At 69.8% G+C, this 13,768-nt stretch carries 14 protein-coding genes; 3 read left to right on the forward strand and 11 right to left on the reverse strand.

The window, feature by feature from the left end:
* Positions 1 to 70: 70 nt before the first annotated feature.
* Positions 71 to 805, forward strand: a complete 735-nt coding sequence (gene pxpA / locus F7Q96_RS11990) for a 5-oxoprolinase subunit PxpA (protein WP_053820854.1) — start codon at positions 71 to 73, stop codon at positions 803 to 805.
* Here pxpA and F7Q96_RS11995 read toward each other — a convergent pair.
* The 5 genes from F7Q96_RS11995 to F7Q96_RS12015 all read right to left on the reverse strand — a co-directional run bounded on the left by F7Q96_RS11995 (position 802) and on the right by F7Q96_RS12015 (position 5,757).
* Complete coding sequence (locus tag F7Q96_RS11995) at positions 802 to 1,989, reverse strand: VanZ family protein (protein ID WP_390885721.1); 1,188 nt, start codon at positions 1,987 to 1,989, stop codon at positions 802 to 804. The genes pxpA and F7Q96_RS11995 overlap by 4 nt on opposite strands.
* A 139-nt stretch (positions 1,990 to 2,128) precedes the next feature.
* A complete protein-coding gene (locus tag F7Q96_RS12000; RefSeq protein ID WP_390885718.1) occupies positions 2,129 to 2,782 on the reverse strand; it encodes an ABC-type transport auxiliary lipoprotein family protein in 654 nt (217 codons plus the stop codon).
* A gap of 28 nt (positions 2,783 to 2,810) precedes the next feature.
* Entirely contained in the window at positions 2,811 to 3,770 is a 960-nt protein-coding gene (locus F7Q96_RS12005) for an MlaD family protein (protein ID WP_170265965.1), read from the reverse strand.
* A complete protein-coding gene (locus F7Q96_RS12010; protein ID WP_053820857.1) occupies positions 3,770 to 4,636 on the reverse strand; it encodes an ABC transporter ATP-binding protein in 867 nt (288 codons plus the stop codon). Before F7Q96_RS12010 ends, F7Q96_RS12005 begins: the two co-directional genes overlap by 1 nt.
* Entirely contained in the window at positions 4,633 to 5,757 is a 1,125-nt protein-coding gene (locus tag F7Q96_RS12015) for an MlaE family ABC transporter permease (RefSeq protein ID WP_053820858.1), read from the reverse strand. The genes F7Q96_RS12010 and F7Q96_RS12015 overlap by 4 nt, the downstream gene beginning before the upstream one ends.
* 129 nt (positions 5,758 to 5,886) lie before the next feature.
* On the opposite strand from F7Q96_RS12015, the gene F7Q96_RS12020 reads away from it, so the two are divergent.
* Both F7Q96_RS12020 and F7Q96_RS12025 read left to right on the forward strand, forming a co-directional pair.
* Complete coding sequence (locus tag F7Q96_RS12020) at positions 5,887 to 6,801, forward strand: biotin--[acetyl-CoA-carboxylase] ligase (protein WP_053820859.1); 915 nt, start codon at positions 5,887 to 5,889, stop codon at positions 6,799 to 6,801.
* The gene (locus F7Q96_RS12025; RefSeq protein ID WP_082371360.1) at positions 6,798 to 7,691 is read left to right on the forward strand and encodes a type III pantothenate kinase; all 894 of its coding nucleotides are present in this window, start codon (positions 6,798 to 6,800) and stop codon (positions 7,689 to 7,691) included. Before F7Q96_RS12020 ends, F7Q96_RS12025 begins: the two co-directional genes overlap by 4 nt.
* A 44-nt stretch (positions 7,692 to 7,735) precedes the next feature.
* On the opposite strand, the gene rfaE2 is transcribed toward F7Q96_RS12025, so the two are convergent.
* From rfaE2 to F7Q96_RS12055, 6 genes are all read right to left on the reverse strand, one after another.
* Complete coding sequence (rfaE2, locus tag F7Q96_RS12030) at positions 7,736 to 8,230, reverse strand: D-glycero-beta-D-manno-heptose 1-phosphate adenylyltransferase (protein ID WP_151022784.1); 495 nt, start codon at positions 8,228 to 8,230, stop codon at positions 7,736 to 7,738.
* Between the two features lie 25 nt (positions 8,231 to 8,255).
* On the reverse strand, positions 8,256 to 9,119 hold the full coding sequence (locus tag F7Q96_RS12035; RefSeq protein ID WP_053820860.1) for a ferritin family protein: 864 nt from the start codon (positions 9,117 to 9,119) through the stop codon (positions 8,256 to 8,258).
* A 174-nt stretch (positions 9,120 to 9,293) separates the two neighbouring features.
* Entirely contained in the window at positions 9,294 to 10,496 is a 1,203-nt protein-coding gene (locus tag F7Q96_RS12040) for a patatin-like phospholipase family protein (RefSeq protein WP_053822937.1), read from the reverse strand.
* Positions 10,497 to 10,543: 47 nt separating this feature from the next.
* Positions 10,544 to 11,590, reverse strand: a complete 1,047-nt coding sequence (locus F7Q96_RS12045; protein WP_249041671.1) for a PhaM family polyhydroxyalkanoate granule multifunctional regulatory protein — start codon at positions 11,588 to 11,590, stop codon at positions 10,544 to 10,546.
* Between the two features lie 52 nt (positions 11,591 to 11,642).
* Positions 11,643 to 12,566, reverse strand: coding sequence for an enoyl-CoA hydratase/isomerase family protein (locus tag F7Q96_RS12050; protein ID WP_151022699.1), 924 nt, complete (start codon positions 12,564 to 12,566; stop codon positions 11,643 to 11,645).
* Between the two features lie 158 nt (positions 12,567 to 12,724).
* The gene (locus tag F7Q96_RS12055; protein ID WP_151022701.1) at positions 12,725 to 13,708 is read right to left on the reverse strand and encodes a fumarylacetoacetate hydrolase family protein; all 984 of its coding nucleotides are present in this window, start codon (positions 13,706 to 13,708) and stop codon (positions 12,725 to 12,727) included.
* Positions 13,709 to 13,768 lie beyond the last annotated feature (60 nt).

A 13,768-nucleotide genomic window follows, 5' to 3' on the forward strand; every position in this document is an offset into this window, starting at 1 on the left:
GAGAGCGCCAACGTACGCAGCGATCCAGAAGAACGCAACGAAACGACCGAACCCATCCTGGAGGCCCGTCATGCAGATCGATCTGAACGCCGACCTCGGCGAAGGTTGCGGCAGCGACGAAGCGCTGCTGGCGTTGATCAGCTCGGCGAATGTCGCCTGCGGCTGGCATGCCGGCGACGCGTCCACCATGCTGCAGACCGTGCAGTGGGCGCTGGCGAAAGGCGTCGCCATCGGCGCGCATCCGAGCTATCCCGACCGCGAGAATTTCGGCCGCACCGAGATGCAGCGCGACCCGCGCGACATCTATGCCGACGTGCTGTACCAGATCGGCGCGCTCGCGGCGATCGTCAAGGCCCAGGGCGGCCGCCTTGCCCACGTCAAGGCGCATGGCGCGCTCTACAACCAGGCCGCGCGCAACCGCGCGCAGGCGCAGGCAATCGTCGACGCGGTACGCGACTTCGACCCGCAACTGGTCTTCTTCGGCCTGGCCGGCAGCGTGATGATCGAGGTCGCGCGCGAGGCCGGGCTGACGGTCAAGGAGGAGGTCTTCGCCGATCGCGGCTACAACTCCGACGGCTCGCTGGTCCGCCGCGGCACGCCCGGTGCGCTGCTCGACGACGACGAGGCCGTGCTGGCGCAAACGCTGTCGATGGTCCGCGAGCACAAGGTCCGCGCGATCGACGGCAAATGGATACCGATCCAGGCCGATACCGTCTGCCTGCATGGCGACGGGCCACATGCACTGGCCTTCGCCCAACGGATCCGCGATCGTCTGCGGGAAGAGGGGATTGCGGTGCGGGCTTAGCCCACGTCGCCGGTGTTCGGAGCCTTTCGCCGCGCCCCGCGGCTGCGCCGCTCCCTTCGCCGCGTGAGCCCGAACTGCTCGACGCGCCAGGCGAGATAGCAGAAGGCCAGAAACGGCCACAGCCATCCGAGCCATTGGGCCAGGCCGTTGAAATGGACGAAGCGGCCGAGCCGCCAGCCCTGTTCGGAGACCCAGGCATAGGGATTGGGCGGCAGCACGTTGGTCAGGATCACCAGCGTCAGCAGCGCGCTCATCGCCAGGATGCCGCGCAGCGGGCGGGGCAAGCGCACCAGCAGCACCAGCGCCAGCGTGCCGGTCAGCAGCGCGTAGCGGCCGCCCTCCGACAGCCAGTTGAAGGCGTTGTCGGCGGGAAACTGCAGCTCGGCCGCGAGTCCCTTGAGCAGCAGCGTGACGGCCAGCAGGCCGGCGAGGATGCGCAGCGTCGGCGCCTGCCGGCGCATCGCCACCGAGGCGAACAGCCCGGTGCCGACCCACGCGCAGCCGGTCACCAGCGATTCGAGCAGCTGGTGCTGCTGCATGTCGTCGGGGCGCAGGCCGATGTCCTCCTGCAGCCGCAGGAAGCCCGGAAACACCCACTGCACCAGCTGCATCGGCCACGACTCGGGATTGGTCAGCCATTGCCGCACCAGCCCGCCCATGCCGAACAGATGCTCCTGCGGAAAGATCTGCGCGAACGGCCACAGCAGGATCAGGATGATCGCGAAGCTGGCGTGCGACTCGAACCAGGCGATGCGCATGCGCCGCAGCGTGCCGCGATCGATCATCGCACTGGCGAACGGCGCCATCATCGTGCCGCCGAGCAGCGCGCCCAGCGCATTGGTCATCAGGTCGATATTCGATGGAATGCGGTTGGGCAGCCACGTCTGCAGCGCCTCCATCGCGCCCGACAGCACGATGCCGGCGGCGAACGCCAGCAGCGCGGCGCGCGCGCCCGTCACGCGCGGATGCAGCGACAGCACCACCAGCGCGCCGAACGGGCAATAGCCGAGCACATTGGTCAGCAGATCGAAGTCGGTGATGTAGCGCGGCTTGGGCGCATTGAGGAAGGCCCACGGCGAGATGCCGTTGTCGGTCCAGCCGGTGAACGGATACAGGCTGGCGTAGATCATCAGCAGCGTCACGCACAGCAGCCCGAAGCGCGCCAGCGGCGAATGGCGCAGCATGGCCGCGTTCTCCGGCGGCGCCGCGCCGAGGCGCGGGTCCGCAGGGACGGGAGACGGTGGCAGGTCGTGCTGTTTCATGATGCTGCTTGCCGGCGTACCGGCCCGGCGTACCGGCTGGCGTACCCGCTGATGTATCGGCTCATCGTACCGGCAGCGTCGCCACCCAGTCGATGATTGCCGCGATCACGGCATCGGTGCTGCCGGCCAGCGCGCGCACGCCGCCGGCGCCGTCGGCGCTGGGGGCGGGCTGCTCGGCGGTGAAGGTTTTCTGGCCGATGATGCCGTTGCGCATCACGGTGGCGCGTACCTGCACCACGCCGCGGCTGCTGTCGGCGCTGTCGAAGACCTGCTCGAAGTCGACGATATCGACCTTCAGCGCGGGCGCCTGCGTATCGCCGGCCCAGGTCAGTTCGCCGCGCGCCGACACCGCTTCGCGCAGCCGTTCGTCGAACAGCCGCACCGGCGACATGATCCAGCGCTGCGTGGCATAGGGCTGCAGGCGCTCGGCCTGCGCATAGCGCAGCCGGTAGTGGATCGCACTGCCGTCCAGCCAGGACGGGCCATCGGTGGACAGCACGCGCAGCCGCGGCAGCGTCTTGCCTTGTGCCGGCGCGGCGGTGGGCGGGCCCAGATCGTAGGTGGTGCTGTGCGGCGTGGCAGGCAGCAGCGAACAGCCGGCCAGCAGCGAGGCGGTCAGCAGCGCGCCGGCGCCGATGCGAAGCATGGCGCAAGCGCGGGAGAGGCTGGGCAGGCCGGCGAGGCGGGCAGGGCGTGGCAGGACGGCGTCGGTCATGGGCATCGGTTTTCGTGCAGGGTTGCGGTCACGGCGCGGTCGCCGCAGAGGGCGCGCTGAAGCCGTCCTCGCCGGGACCGGGGGGAGTCGCCGAGCCGCCGAACAGCACGCTCTGCGGCCGCTCGTTGAACTGGCCGGCAGCGCGGTCCAGGCTGCGGACGGTCTGCCGCGCATCGCGCGCGAGGCCATTGAGCTGCGGCAAGGTCTGGTCGTTCAGATTGTTTGCCGCGTGCTCGACCGAGCCGGCCGCGGCGCGCAACTGCTGGCCGACGCCGTCGACGGTGCGCATCAGCGTGCCGTCGGGGCTGCCGAGCTCGCGTGTCAGCTGCTGCGTGGACTTCAGCGTCGCGTTCAGGTTCGCGGTGACCTGCGGCAGTTGGCGCGCGGCCGGTTCGAGCGCACGGGCCACGCGCGCATAGTCGTCGACGCCTTCCTTGATCGAGCGGATCGTCGTCATCAGCTCGCGCCGGTTTTCGCCCTGGAACATGTCGTTGAGCGAGGCCATCAGCGATTCGACCTGCGTCAGCAGCGAGTCGCCGCGCCGCTCCAGTTCCTCGAAGAAGCCCGGCCGCATCTGGATGCGGGCGACCGCGCGCGGCGAGGTCTCCAGCGGCGGCGACGGCGCGGTGCTGCCTTCCTGCGCGGCGGTGTCGTCCAGTTGCACGTAGGCGATGCCGGTCACACCCTGCAGGCCCAGCGTGGCATAGGTCGTGCGCGTGATCGGCGCCTCCTTGTCGACGCTGATGCGCACGATGATCTGGCCCGGCACCGACGCATCGAAGCGGATCGACTCGACCCGGCCCACCGTCAGGCCGCGGTACTTGACGTCGGCCTGGGGGCCGAGCCCCGTCACGGTCGAGCGCGTGACCAGATCGTAGGGCACGCGTTCGGTGTGGTCGGTGCCGAACCAGAACAGCGCAAACAGCACCAGCACGGCCAGGCCGATGGTGAACACGCCGGCGAGAAAGGCGTTCGACTTGTTTTCCATCACGACTCTCCAGCGTGGCCGGACACCGCCGCCACGTCCGATGCAGGGTTGGCGCTGGCAGGCAGCGCGCTCAGCGCACGCTGGCCGCGTTCGCCGAGGAAATATTCGCGGATGAAGGGATGGTCGATCTTCACCAGCTGCGGGATCGGCAGCGCGGCCAGCACCTTGCGGTCGGCCAGCACCGCGACGCGGTCGGACAGCGCGACCAGCGTGTCCAGATCGTGCGTGACCATCACCACCGTCAGCTTCAGTTCGCGCCGCAGTTCGCGGATCAGCGCGACATAGTCGTCCGACGCCATCGGGTCCAGGCCCGCGGTGGGCTCGTCCAGGAACACCAGTTCCGGCTCCAGTGCCAGCGCGCGGGCCAGCGCCACGCGCTTGATCATGCCGCCGGACAGATCGGCCGGCATCTTGTCGGCGTCGCGCGCCGACAGGCCGACCAGTTCGAGCTTGAGCAGCGACGCCTCGCAGATCAGATTGTCGGGAAGGCAGCGAAGTTCACGCAGCGGCAGCGCGATATTGTCGATCACCGACAGCGACGAGAACAGCGCGCCGCGCTGGAACTGCATGCCCCAGCGGTTGCGCATCCATTGCAGCCGCGCCGGATCGAGCCCGGCGAGGTCTTCGCCGAACAGCCGGATGGTGCCGGCGGTGGGGCGCTCCAGGCCGACGATCTGGCGCAGCAGCACGGTCTTGCCGGTACCCGAGCCGCCGACGATCGACAGCACCTCGTCGCGATAGACCTCCAGGTCCAGGCCATCATGGACGACGGTATCGCCGAAGCGCTTGACCAGGCCGCGTACCTCGATGATCGGCGTGCGTCCGCGTTGCGCGGTGTCCCGGCCGGTATCGACGATCGCCGTCATATGCCGACATCCTTGAACAGGATCGCGAAGATCGCATCGGCCACGATCACCACGGTGATCGCGGTAACCACCGACGCGGTCGTCCCCTCGCCCAGGCTCTGGGTATTGGGTTTGATGCGCAGGCCGAAATGGCAGGCGGTCAGCGCGATCAGCATGCCGAAGGCCACGCCCTTGCCCAGGCCCAGCCACAGGTTCGCGACCGGCACCGCGTTGGGCAGTTCGCGCAGGAAGAACACCGGGCTCAGGCCCAGCTGCATGTTCGAGGCCACCATGCCGCCGACCAGCGCCAGCAGCGCGGTCCAGGCGACCAGCAGCGGCATCGCCACGGCCAACGCGATCGCGCGCGGCATGATCAGCCGGAAACTGTGCGAGATGCCCATCACCCGCATCGCGTCGAGCTCTTCGGTGACGCGCATCACGCCGATCTGCGCGGTGATCGCCGAGCCCGAGCGGCCGGCGACCAGGATCGCGGCCAGCACGGGCCCGAGCTCGCGGATCACCGACAGGCCGAGGATATTGACGATGAAGACGCTGGCGCCGTAGGTCCGCAGCTGGTTGGCCAGCAGATAGGCCAGCACCACGCCGATCAGGAACCCCACCAGCGCGGTGATGCCCAGCGCCTTGTAGCCGATGCTGTAGACGTTGGCCGAGATCTCGCGCCACGGGCCGCGCCGCGGCGCGGCGGCGAAGCGCAGCAGGTCCAGCGACAGCTGGCCCAGCATCGCGACGCCGTTGCCGAGCTGCGAGAACAGCGACAGCATCGACGCGCCCAGCAGCGTGATCGGGTTGAAGCGGTCGACCATCCGTTTTTTCCAGCCGTGCCGCCGCACCGCGGCGATCCGCTCGAACGCGCGGCGCTGGCCGTCGGTGGCCTCGAGATGGGCCGGAAACCTTTCGCCCCAGGCCTGCCACAACAACTGCGCGCCGATATGGTCGAGCCGGCCGATGCCGCCCAGCTGCCAGCGCGACGTGCCGGGAACGAGGGCCTGCAGCTGCCGGCGCAGGTCATGGGCGCAGCGCTCCTGCGCCAGCGACAGCGCGGTCCAGTCTCCCTGCAACTGCACGGCGGCAGTGCCGTCCTGTTGCGTGACAGCGATGTCCGGCTTCGTATAGCGTTCCAATGGCTGACCGATGTAAGGTGCGAAAGCCGATTTTAAGCCACGCGCCGGCAGGCGCCAAAGTGGACGCGGCTACAATGCGCATGGCCCGATATCGTCGGCCGCCGCCGATTTCCTGCCTCCTCCGCCCGCATGACCACCGCCCCCACCGATTTTTCGGCCGATTCCTCCGCCGATCTCCCCACGCCTTCCCTCTCGTTGCCGCCTGCCTGGCGCATCGATCCGGTACGCCTGCGGGCGGCACTGGTCGAGGACGCGGCGCAGTGGCAACTCGAGATCGTCGACGAGACCGGCTCGACCAACGCCGACCTGGTTCAGGCCTGCCGGCGCACGCCGTGGGCCGAGGCAGACATGCTGCCGGCCGGCATGCTGCGGCTCGCCTACCGGCAGACCGCCGGACGCGGGCGCCAGGGACGGCCCTGGCAGGGCCAGGCGGGCATGACGTTCTCCGTCGCGCTGCCGCTGGCGCTGCCGCCGGCGCGGCTGGCCGGTCTCAGTTTGGCGGTCGGGCTGGCGCTGGCCGAGGCGCTGAACGACGTCGATGCCCGGCTGGGCAAGGCGGTCGGCCTCAAGTGGCCGAACGATCTGCAGATCGACGGCCGCAAGCTGGCGGGCATCCTGATCGAGTCGGTGCCCGCGGGTCCGCAGCGGGTATGGGCGGTGGTCGGCATCGGCCTGAACCTGGTGCGCGATGCCGCGATGGAGGCCGCGCTCGGCCGCTCTCTGGCCGGCGTCACCGAATGCACGGACCGATTCGGTCCGCGGCATGGGCCGACCGATCTGCTGGCGGCGGTGCTGAACCGGCTGGCGGCGATGCGCAACGCCTTTCTCGCCGACGGCTTCGCGCCGATGGCGCGGCGCTGGTCGGCGCGCGACGCCTATCGCGACCAGCCGGTGCGGCTGCTGCACGACGGCGCGGTGCAGGCCGAGGGCATGGCGCGCGGCGTCGATGGCGAAGGCCATCTGCTGCTGGAGACGGCAAGCGGGTTGCAGCGGATCGCGTCGGGCGAACTGTCGCTGCGGCCCGCCAGCGAGGGGGCGCGATGAGCGCGCTCGCCAATGCGAATGCGAGTGCGGATGCCGATGCCGATGCCAAGGCGGGCGGCACCGTGCTGCTGATCGATATCGGCAATACCCGCTTGAAGTGGGCCTGGTGCGGCGCGCATTCGCCAGGCGCCGCGCCCTCCGGTGCGTTGCCGGTGCCGTGGCGCGCCGCCGGCGCCTGCGGGCACGAAGCCCTGCCCACCCTCGCCGCGGACTGGCGCGCCTTGGCCGATGCCGAAGGCGCACCGCGCGGTGTCTGGATCAGCAACGTGGCCGGGCCCGTCATCGCGGCCGAGGTCGACGCCTTGCTGGCCGATGCCTTCGGCGCTCCGCCGGCGGTGCACTGGGCCCGCGCCACCGCGTCGCACGGCACGCTGGACAACGGCTATCGCGAACCGAGCCAGTTGGGCGTCGACCGCTGGGTCGGCGCGATTGGCGCGCGCCGCCATCTGCCCGAGGGCCATCTGCTGATCGTCACGGCGGGCACCGCGACGACGATCGACGTGGTGCTGGCGCCGGGCAGCGCCGGCGCCGGCACGCCGGCGCGCTCCCGCTTCGCCGGCGGCATGATCCTGCCGGGGCTGGCGTTGATGATGGGATCGCTGGCGCGCAATACCGCGCAGTTGCCGGCGGTCGAGATTGCCGAGGCCCAGGCCATGGCGGCGTGGGCGGACAACACCCGCGACGCGATCGCCGCGGGCTGCCTGGCGGCGCAGGCCGGCGCGATCGAACGGGCCTGGAGCGCGCTGACGCGGCGCGGTCCGGCCCGCTGCCTGCTGTCGGGCGGCGCGCGCGAGGCGCTGGCCGGCGCGCTGACGCTGCCGTTCGAGCGGCACGAGAACCTGGTGTTGCTGGGGTTGTCGGTGATGGCCGCGCAGCAGCGCGCGAGCTGAAGACCCGCGCCGCTCGATGGGCGGGTGGCGGACCGCCGGCGGCTTCAGCCGCCTTGCCTGACCTTGTGCAGCAGCTTGGTGGTCGAACGGTCGTGCAGGAAGGGGATCGCGCGGGCCTGGCCGCCCCAGCTGCGCACCAGCCGGGTCTCTTCGAGCGTATCGATGTCGTAGTCGCCGCCCTTGACGTAGATGTCGGGGCGTACCAGCCGGATCAGCTCGACCGGTGTCTTCTCGCCGAACATCAGCACCAGGTCGACCGACTCGAGCGCGGCCAGCAGCGCCATGCGGTCGGCCTCGCCATTGAGCGGGCGGTCGTCGCCCTTGCCCAGCATCCGCACCGAGGCGTCGCTGTTGACGCCGACCACCAGGCAGGCGCCCAGCTCGCGTGCCTGGGCCAGATAGGTGGCATGGCCGCGATGCAGGATGTCGAACACGCCGTTGGTAAACACCATCGGGCGCGGCAAGGCCGCCAGGCGCCGTTGCAGCGCCTGGGGATCGTCGGTCGAAGCGAGCTTGGCCTCGAAGGCCGGAGGGGACAGCGTCATCGCAAGGACGGCGCCGGTGTCAGGCTTCGGCGGGCTTGGTGCCGCCATTGGCCTGCAGCCGCGCGTTCAGTTCCTTGCGATAGCGGTTCAGGTCCTGCACGGTCTCGAAGGTGCGCTCGAACAGCAGCGACATGTTGTGCAGGATGCGGTCGATGACCTTCTTCTCCCAGCCTTCGTCGAAGCGGATCTGCTTGTCCAGCCAGTGCTCGAGCCAGTCCGGATCGGGCAGGCGCGACTGCACGGTGTCGTTCGGGAACAGCGCCTTGTTGACGTGCAGATTGGTCGGGTGCAGCGGCTTCTCGGTGCGGCGCGCCGATGCCATCAGCACGCCGATCTTGGCGAAGGCCGAGCGCGCGTTGTCGCCGAACTGGTTCAGGTATTTCTTCATGTAGCGCAGGTAGGCGCCGCCATGGCGGGCCTCGTCCTGCGACAGCGTGCGGTAGATATGCTTGATCACCGGCTCGGTGTGCCATTCGGCGGCACGGCGATACCAGTGGTTCAGGCGGATTTCGCCGCAGAAATGCAGCATCAGCGTTTCCAGCGGCGGCGCCGGATCGAATTCGAAGCGCACGGCGTGCAGTTCTTCCTCGGTCGGGACCAGATCCGGGCGGAAGCGGCGCAGGTATTCCATCAGCACCAGCGAATGCTTCTGCTCCTCAAAGAACCACACGCTCATGAACGCCGAAAAGTCGGAGTCGTGGCGGTTGTCGCGCAGGAACATTTCGGTGGCCGGCAGGGCGGACCACTCGGTGATCGCGTTCATGCGGATGGTTTTCGCCTGATCGTCCGTCAGCAGGCTGGCATCGAAGGAATCCCAGGGGATGTCCTTGTCCATATGCCAGCGGACCGCTTCCAGCGATTTGAACAGTTCGGGGTAGAGCATGGTAAGCCTTTGAAATTACGGGCAGATTCTACCAGATGCGAATCATTCCTATAGACCTTTTGCTGCCCGTTCGCAAGTTGCCCTGCGAACGGTTCGATGCCGCCCGCCAATGGCGGACCGGGCAGCAGCCTGCCACAGTCAGCTGTCGCCACTGTGAAAACCGCGGAAAACGCGTCAGGCCAGCGCCGAGGCGGGCGGAGAGCCGGCCTCGCTGATCGCCGGCGTGCTGCCCGCGGCCGGCGTGCCGGGGATCACGCCATAGAGAAAAGCGGCCAGTTCGTCGCCCTGCGCCTGCGCATCGCGCTCGCCGAGTGCGATCAGCGCCTGCGTGAACTCGGGCTCGAACAGCAGGTAGCTAGCAAATGCCGCGCCTTTCGCCTCGGTGCCGCCCAGCGGCGCGAGCAGCGCGCGCACGGTGCGGGGAAGCCGCTTGACGTGCTCGATCGCCAGCGCCTCGATCGGCTCGCTCGGCGCGATCGTCATCACCTGCACCGGGCGCCAGCCCTCGCGATCGTTGGCGATCTCCGGCATCCGCGAGAGCAGCGTGTTGATGTGCTGCAGCCGCTCGAGATCCGTCGACAGCCCGTCCAGGAAGATGCTGGCCAGTGCCTGGCCGCCGACCTGCGCCAGCGACGGATAGCCGCCCGCCGGCACGGTGTCGTACCAGCCGGCGCGCGGCGCCGAGGCCGCGCCGATCGCCAGGATGCGCGAGGCGCCGAGATGGATGGCCGGCGACAGCGGCGACATCTGCCGCATGGTGCCGTCGCCGAACCACTCGTGATGGCCGTCGAGTTCCAGCGGCGTGGCGGGAAACAGGAAGGGAATCGACGACGAGGCCAGCAGATGATCGACGCCGATGCGCGCCTCCACGGCGACGCGCTGGCTGCGGCGCCAGGGCTGGATACGGCGGTGCGACTGGTAGAAGGTCACGTGCCGGCCGGTCGAATACGACAGCGCGGTGATCGCCAGCGCCTGCAGGTGTCCGGCGTCGAGGCTGGTCTGCACGCGCTCGGGATCGAACAGCTCGCTCAGCAGGCTGTCCAGCGGCTTGTTGTCGAACAGCGCGCGCGGCGCGTGCTGCAGCGCCCAGCCGACCGCCAGCGCCGACATCCAGCGCGCGCCCGAGATGCCGACGCGCAGCACGTCGGTGCGGTAGACGTCCTCGGCATGGATGCTGGACCACAGCCCGGCCAGCGTTTCGGTGGCGCGATCGAAGTCGCCGGCATCGATCGCCAGGCCCGCGCCGTTGATCGCGCCGGCCGAGGTGCCGCAGACCACGTCGAAGGGATTGTGCGTCCCCACGCCATGGCGGGCGGCGATGCGTGCGATGCCGCGCAGCACGCCGGCCTGGTAGGCGGCGCGCGCGCCGCCGCCCATCAGGATCACCGCGGTGGTCTTGCTCGCTGCCAAGGCGCCTCCGGGTGTCAGTGTCCGTTGTTGGCCTTGCCACGGCGCGCGGGCTTCGCGCTCTTGCCGGCCGGCGCCGCGCCATTCGAGGGGCCATTCGAGGGGCCATTGGTGGCGCCGTTGGTGGCGGCATTGGTGGCGCCATTCGTGCCGGCATTCGTGCCGGCATTCGCGCCGGCCTTCGCACCGCGGCCTGTCCCGCCCGTGGTGCCGTCGTTTGCCGCGCGGGTCGCCCTGCTGCCCGCGGCCTTCGCCGCCGTCCTGGTGCGGCCCTTGGCCGTCGGCTTCGCGGAGCCCTTGCCGGACTGCGCCGGCTGTTCCGGTTCGCTCGCGCCCGCGGTACCCGCCTGGCCGCTGCCCTGGGCCGCCGCGCCGGTGCCCGGCTGGCCGGCGCCGAAGGCGCCCAGATTGTTCAGCGACGCGAGGCTCGCGGCGGCGGCGCTGCTGGCGATCTGATTGAACTGCTGCTGCAGCATGTCCCACCACAGATTGGCCTGTGGCGGCGGCGCGGCGCCGGTCGACTGCGATGTCCGGCCTGCTTGCGCGGCCTGCTGCCCGCCGCCCGCGGGGGGCGCCTCATGGTCCGGCGGGCTCTGGTCGCCGTCATCATCGTCATCCTGGTCCGGCGTGGCCTCCATCTCGGCCATGTCGGCCAGATCGCTGGGATCGATGCCTTCGGCGCCGGCGGCGGGCTGTGCTGGCGGCGGTGAAGCCGGACGCCGCGGCGGTGCCGCGCTGGGGGCGTTGGCCGCCCGTGCGACGTTTTCCATCGCGCTCTGCAAGGCCTCCGGCGACAGCGCCTCGCCGACCGTCTTCAGCGCGACCAGCGTCGCGCGCTGGACCTCGAGGCCCTGGATCGTCGTTCGCAGCAGATTGGCGTTCAGCTGCAGCCAGCTTTCGACTGCCTTCAGGTCGTGGATGCGCTTGTCGACCTCGTCCAGATCCATCGGCGGCGTCATCGCCTGCAGGCCCGGCATCAGCCCGGTCGGCATGCCGGCCGCGTTGCCCCACATCTTGCGCAGAAATTCGAAGCCGTCGTTGAAATCGGGTATCTGTCCAAACATGGTCTGTGCTCCGCGGTGGGGCGATCGTCATCGGTGGGCGGCACGCGCAGACTTAGTCGCCAAAGCGCGGCGGCCGCTTCTCGCGCAGGCTGGCCACGCCTTCCCGGACATCGGGTCCGGCGAAGCCCATGAACTCGAGCGCCAGCGAGGTATCGAAGGCGGGCCCGGCCATGCGCAGCCAGTTGTTCAGCGCGTACTTGGTCCAGCGGATCGCGCTCTGCGACCCTTCGGCGAGCCGGTTGGCGATCTCGAAGGCCTTGGCGACCAGCTCGCTCTCGTCGACCGCCAGCGAGACCAGGCCGATGCGCTCGGCTTCCTCGCCGCTGACCGACTCGCACAGCATCAGATAGTACTTGGCCTTGGCCATGCCGCACAGCAACGGCCAGACGATCGCGGCGTGGTCGCCGGCGGCGACGCCCAGCCGTGTATGGCCGTCGACGATGCGCGCGGTGCGCGCCGCGATCGAGATATCGGCCAGCAGCCCCGCCACCAGTCCGGCGCCGACCGCGGGACCGTGCATCGCCGAGACCACCGGCTTGTCGCAGTTGATCACGTTGTAGACGAGGTCGCGCGCCTCGTGCCAGACGCGCGAACGGGTCTCGAAATCGTTGGCCATGTCCTCGACCAGCGCCAGGTCGCCGCCGGCCGAGAAGCCCTTGCCCTCGCCGCGGATCAGCGCGACCCGGATCTCGGGATCGGCCGACACATCGCGCCAGATCTCGGCCAGCTCGCGGTGCATGTTGGCGTCGGCGGTGGCCAGCTTGCGGTTGGCCGACTGTTGGGCGCCCATCACGATCTCGAGGATGGGGCCGTGCTGGCGCAGCGTCAGCGCCTGATAGCGGGCGTAGCGTTCGGAAGGCCCGGTGCCGTTGGTGCCGACGGTGGCGGCCGAGGCAGCGGCTGGAGTGGTGGCAGCAGTGGCGGCAGCAGTGGCGGATGGAGTGGCGGCGGGAGTGGCGGCGGAAGGGGCGTTCATGGCGGCGCGGACTCGTGGCGGACGGGTTGAGGGCGCGGCAGGCTGCCGCGGCGGCGCCCGACAGGAAAGGGAGCACGGGGACCGGAGGCGGGCCCCGCGGCCATTCCCCAACCGGGCGGTCGGGGAATTATAGGCGCATCGCCGCCGCGATCGCCGCGTCAGGCGGGGGCCGCCACCACCTGGTCGATCGCGCCGAAGATCGAGCGGCCTTGGGCGTCGAACATCTCGATCTTGACCGCGTCGCCGTACTGCATGAATGGCGTCACCGGCGCGCCGCTCTCGATGGTCTCCAGCGTGCGCTTCTCGGCGATGCAGCAGTAGCCCTTGCTGCGGTCGACGTTGGAGATCGTGCCGGAGCCGACGATGCTGCCGGCCCGCACATTGCGCGTCTTGCAGATATGGGCGATCAGCTGGCCGAAGTCGAACACCATGTCGGTGCCGCAGTCGGGCGAGCCGACCTTCCTGCTGTTCCACCAGACCGTCAGCGGCAGATGGACCTTGCGTTCGCGCCAGGCGTCGCCCAACTCGTCGGGCGTCACCGCGACCGGCGAGAACGCCGTGGCCGGCTTGCTCTGGAAGAAGCCGAAGCCCTTGGCCAGTTCGGCCGGGATCAGGTTGCGCAGCGACACGTCGTTGGCCAGCACCAGCAGCCGGATGCCCTCGGCCGCCTGCTCGGGCGTGGCGCCCATGCGCACGTCGCCGGTGATCACCGCGACTTCGGCCTCGAAGTCGATGCCCCAGGCCTCGCTGGCGCAGACGATGTCGTCGCAGGGGCCGAGCAGATCGTCGGCGCCCCCCTGGTACATCAGCGGGTCGGTCCAGAACTCCGGCGGCATCTCGGCGCCGCGTGCGCGGCGCACCAGCTCGACGTGGTTGACGTAGGCGGAGCCGTCGGCCCACTGGTAGGCGCGCGGCAGCGGCGCCATGCATTGGCGCGGGTCGAATGCGAACGGATGCCGGGCGCGGCCGGCGTTCAGTGCGTCGTACAGATCCTGCAGCTGCGGCGCGAGGAAATGCCAGTCGTCCAGCGCGGTCTGCAGCTTGCCGGCGATGTCGGTGGCATAGTGCGCGGTCTTCAGGTCGCGCGACACGACCACGAGCTGTCCGTCGCGCGAGCCGTCCTTCAGGGTGGCCAGTTTCATCGGGATTCCTGCATCAAGAACGACGCCGGCATGGCGCCGGCGTCCGGATGGCTGATATGG

The organism is Cupriavidus gilardii (assembly GCF_008801915.1).
GTDB classification, from domain to species: Bacteria; Pseudomonadota; Gammaproteobacteria; order Burkholderiales; family Burkholderiaceae; genus Cupriavidus; species Cupriavidus gilardii.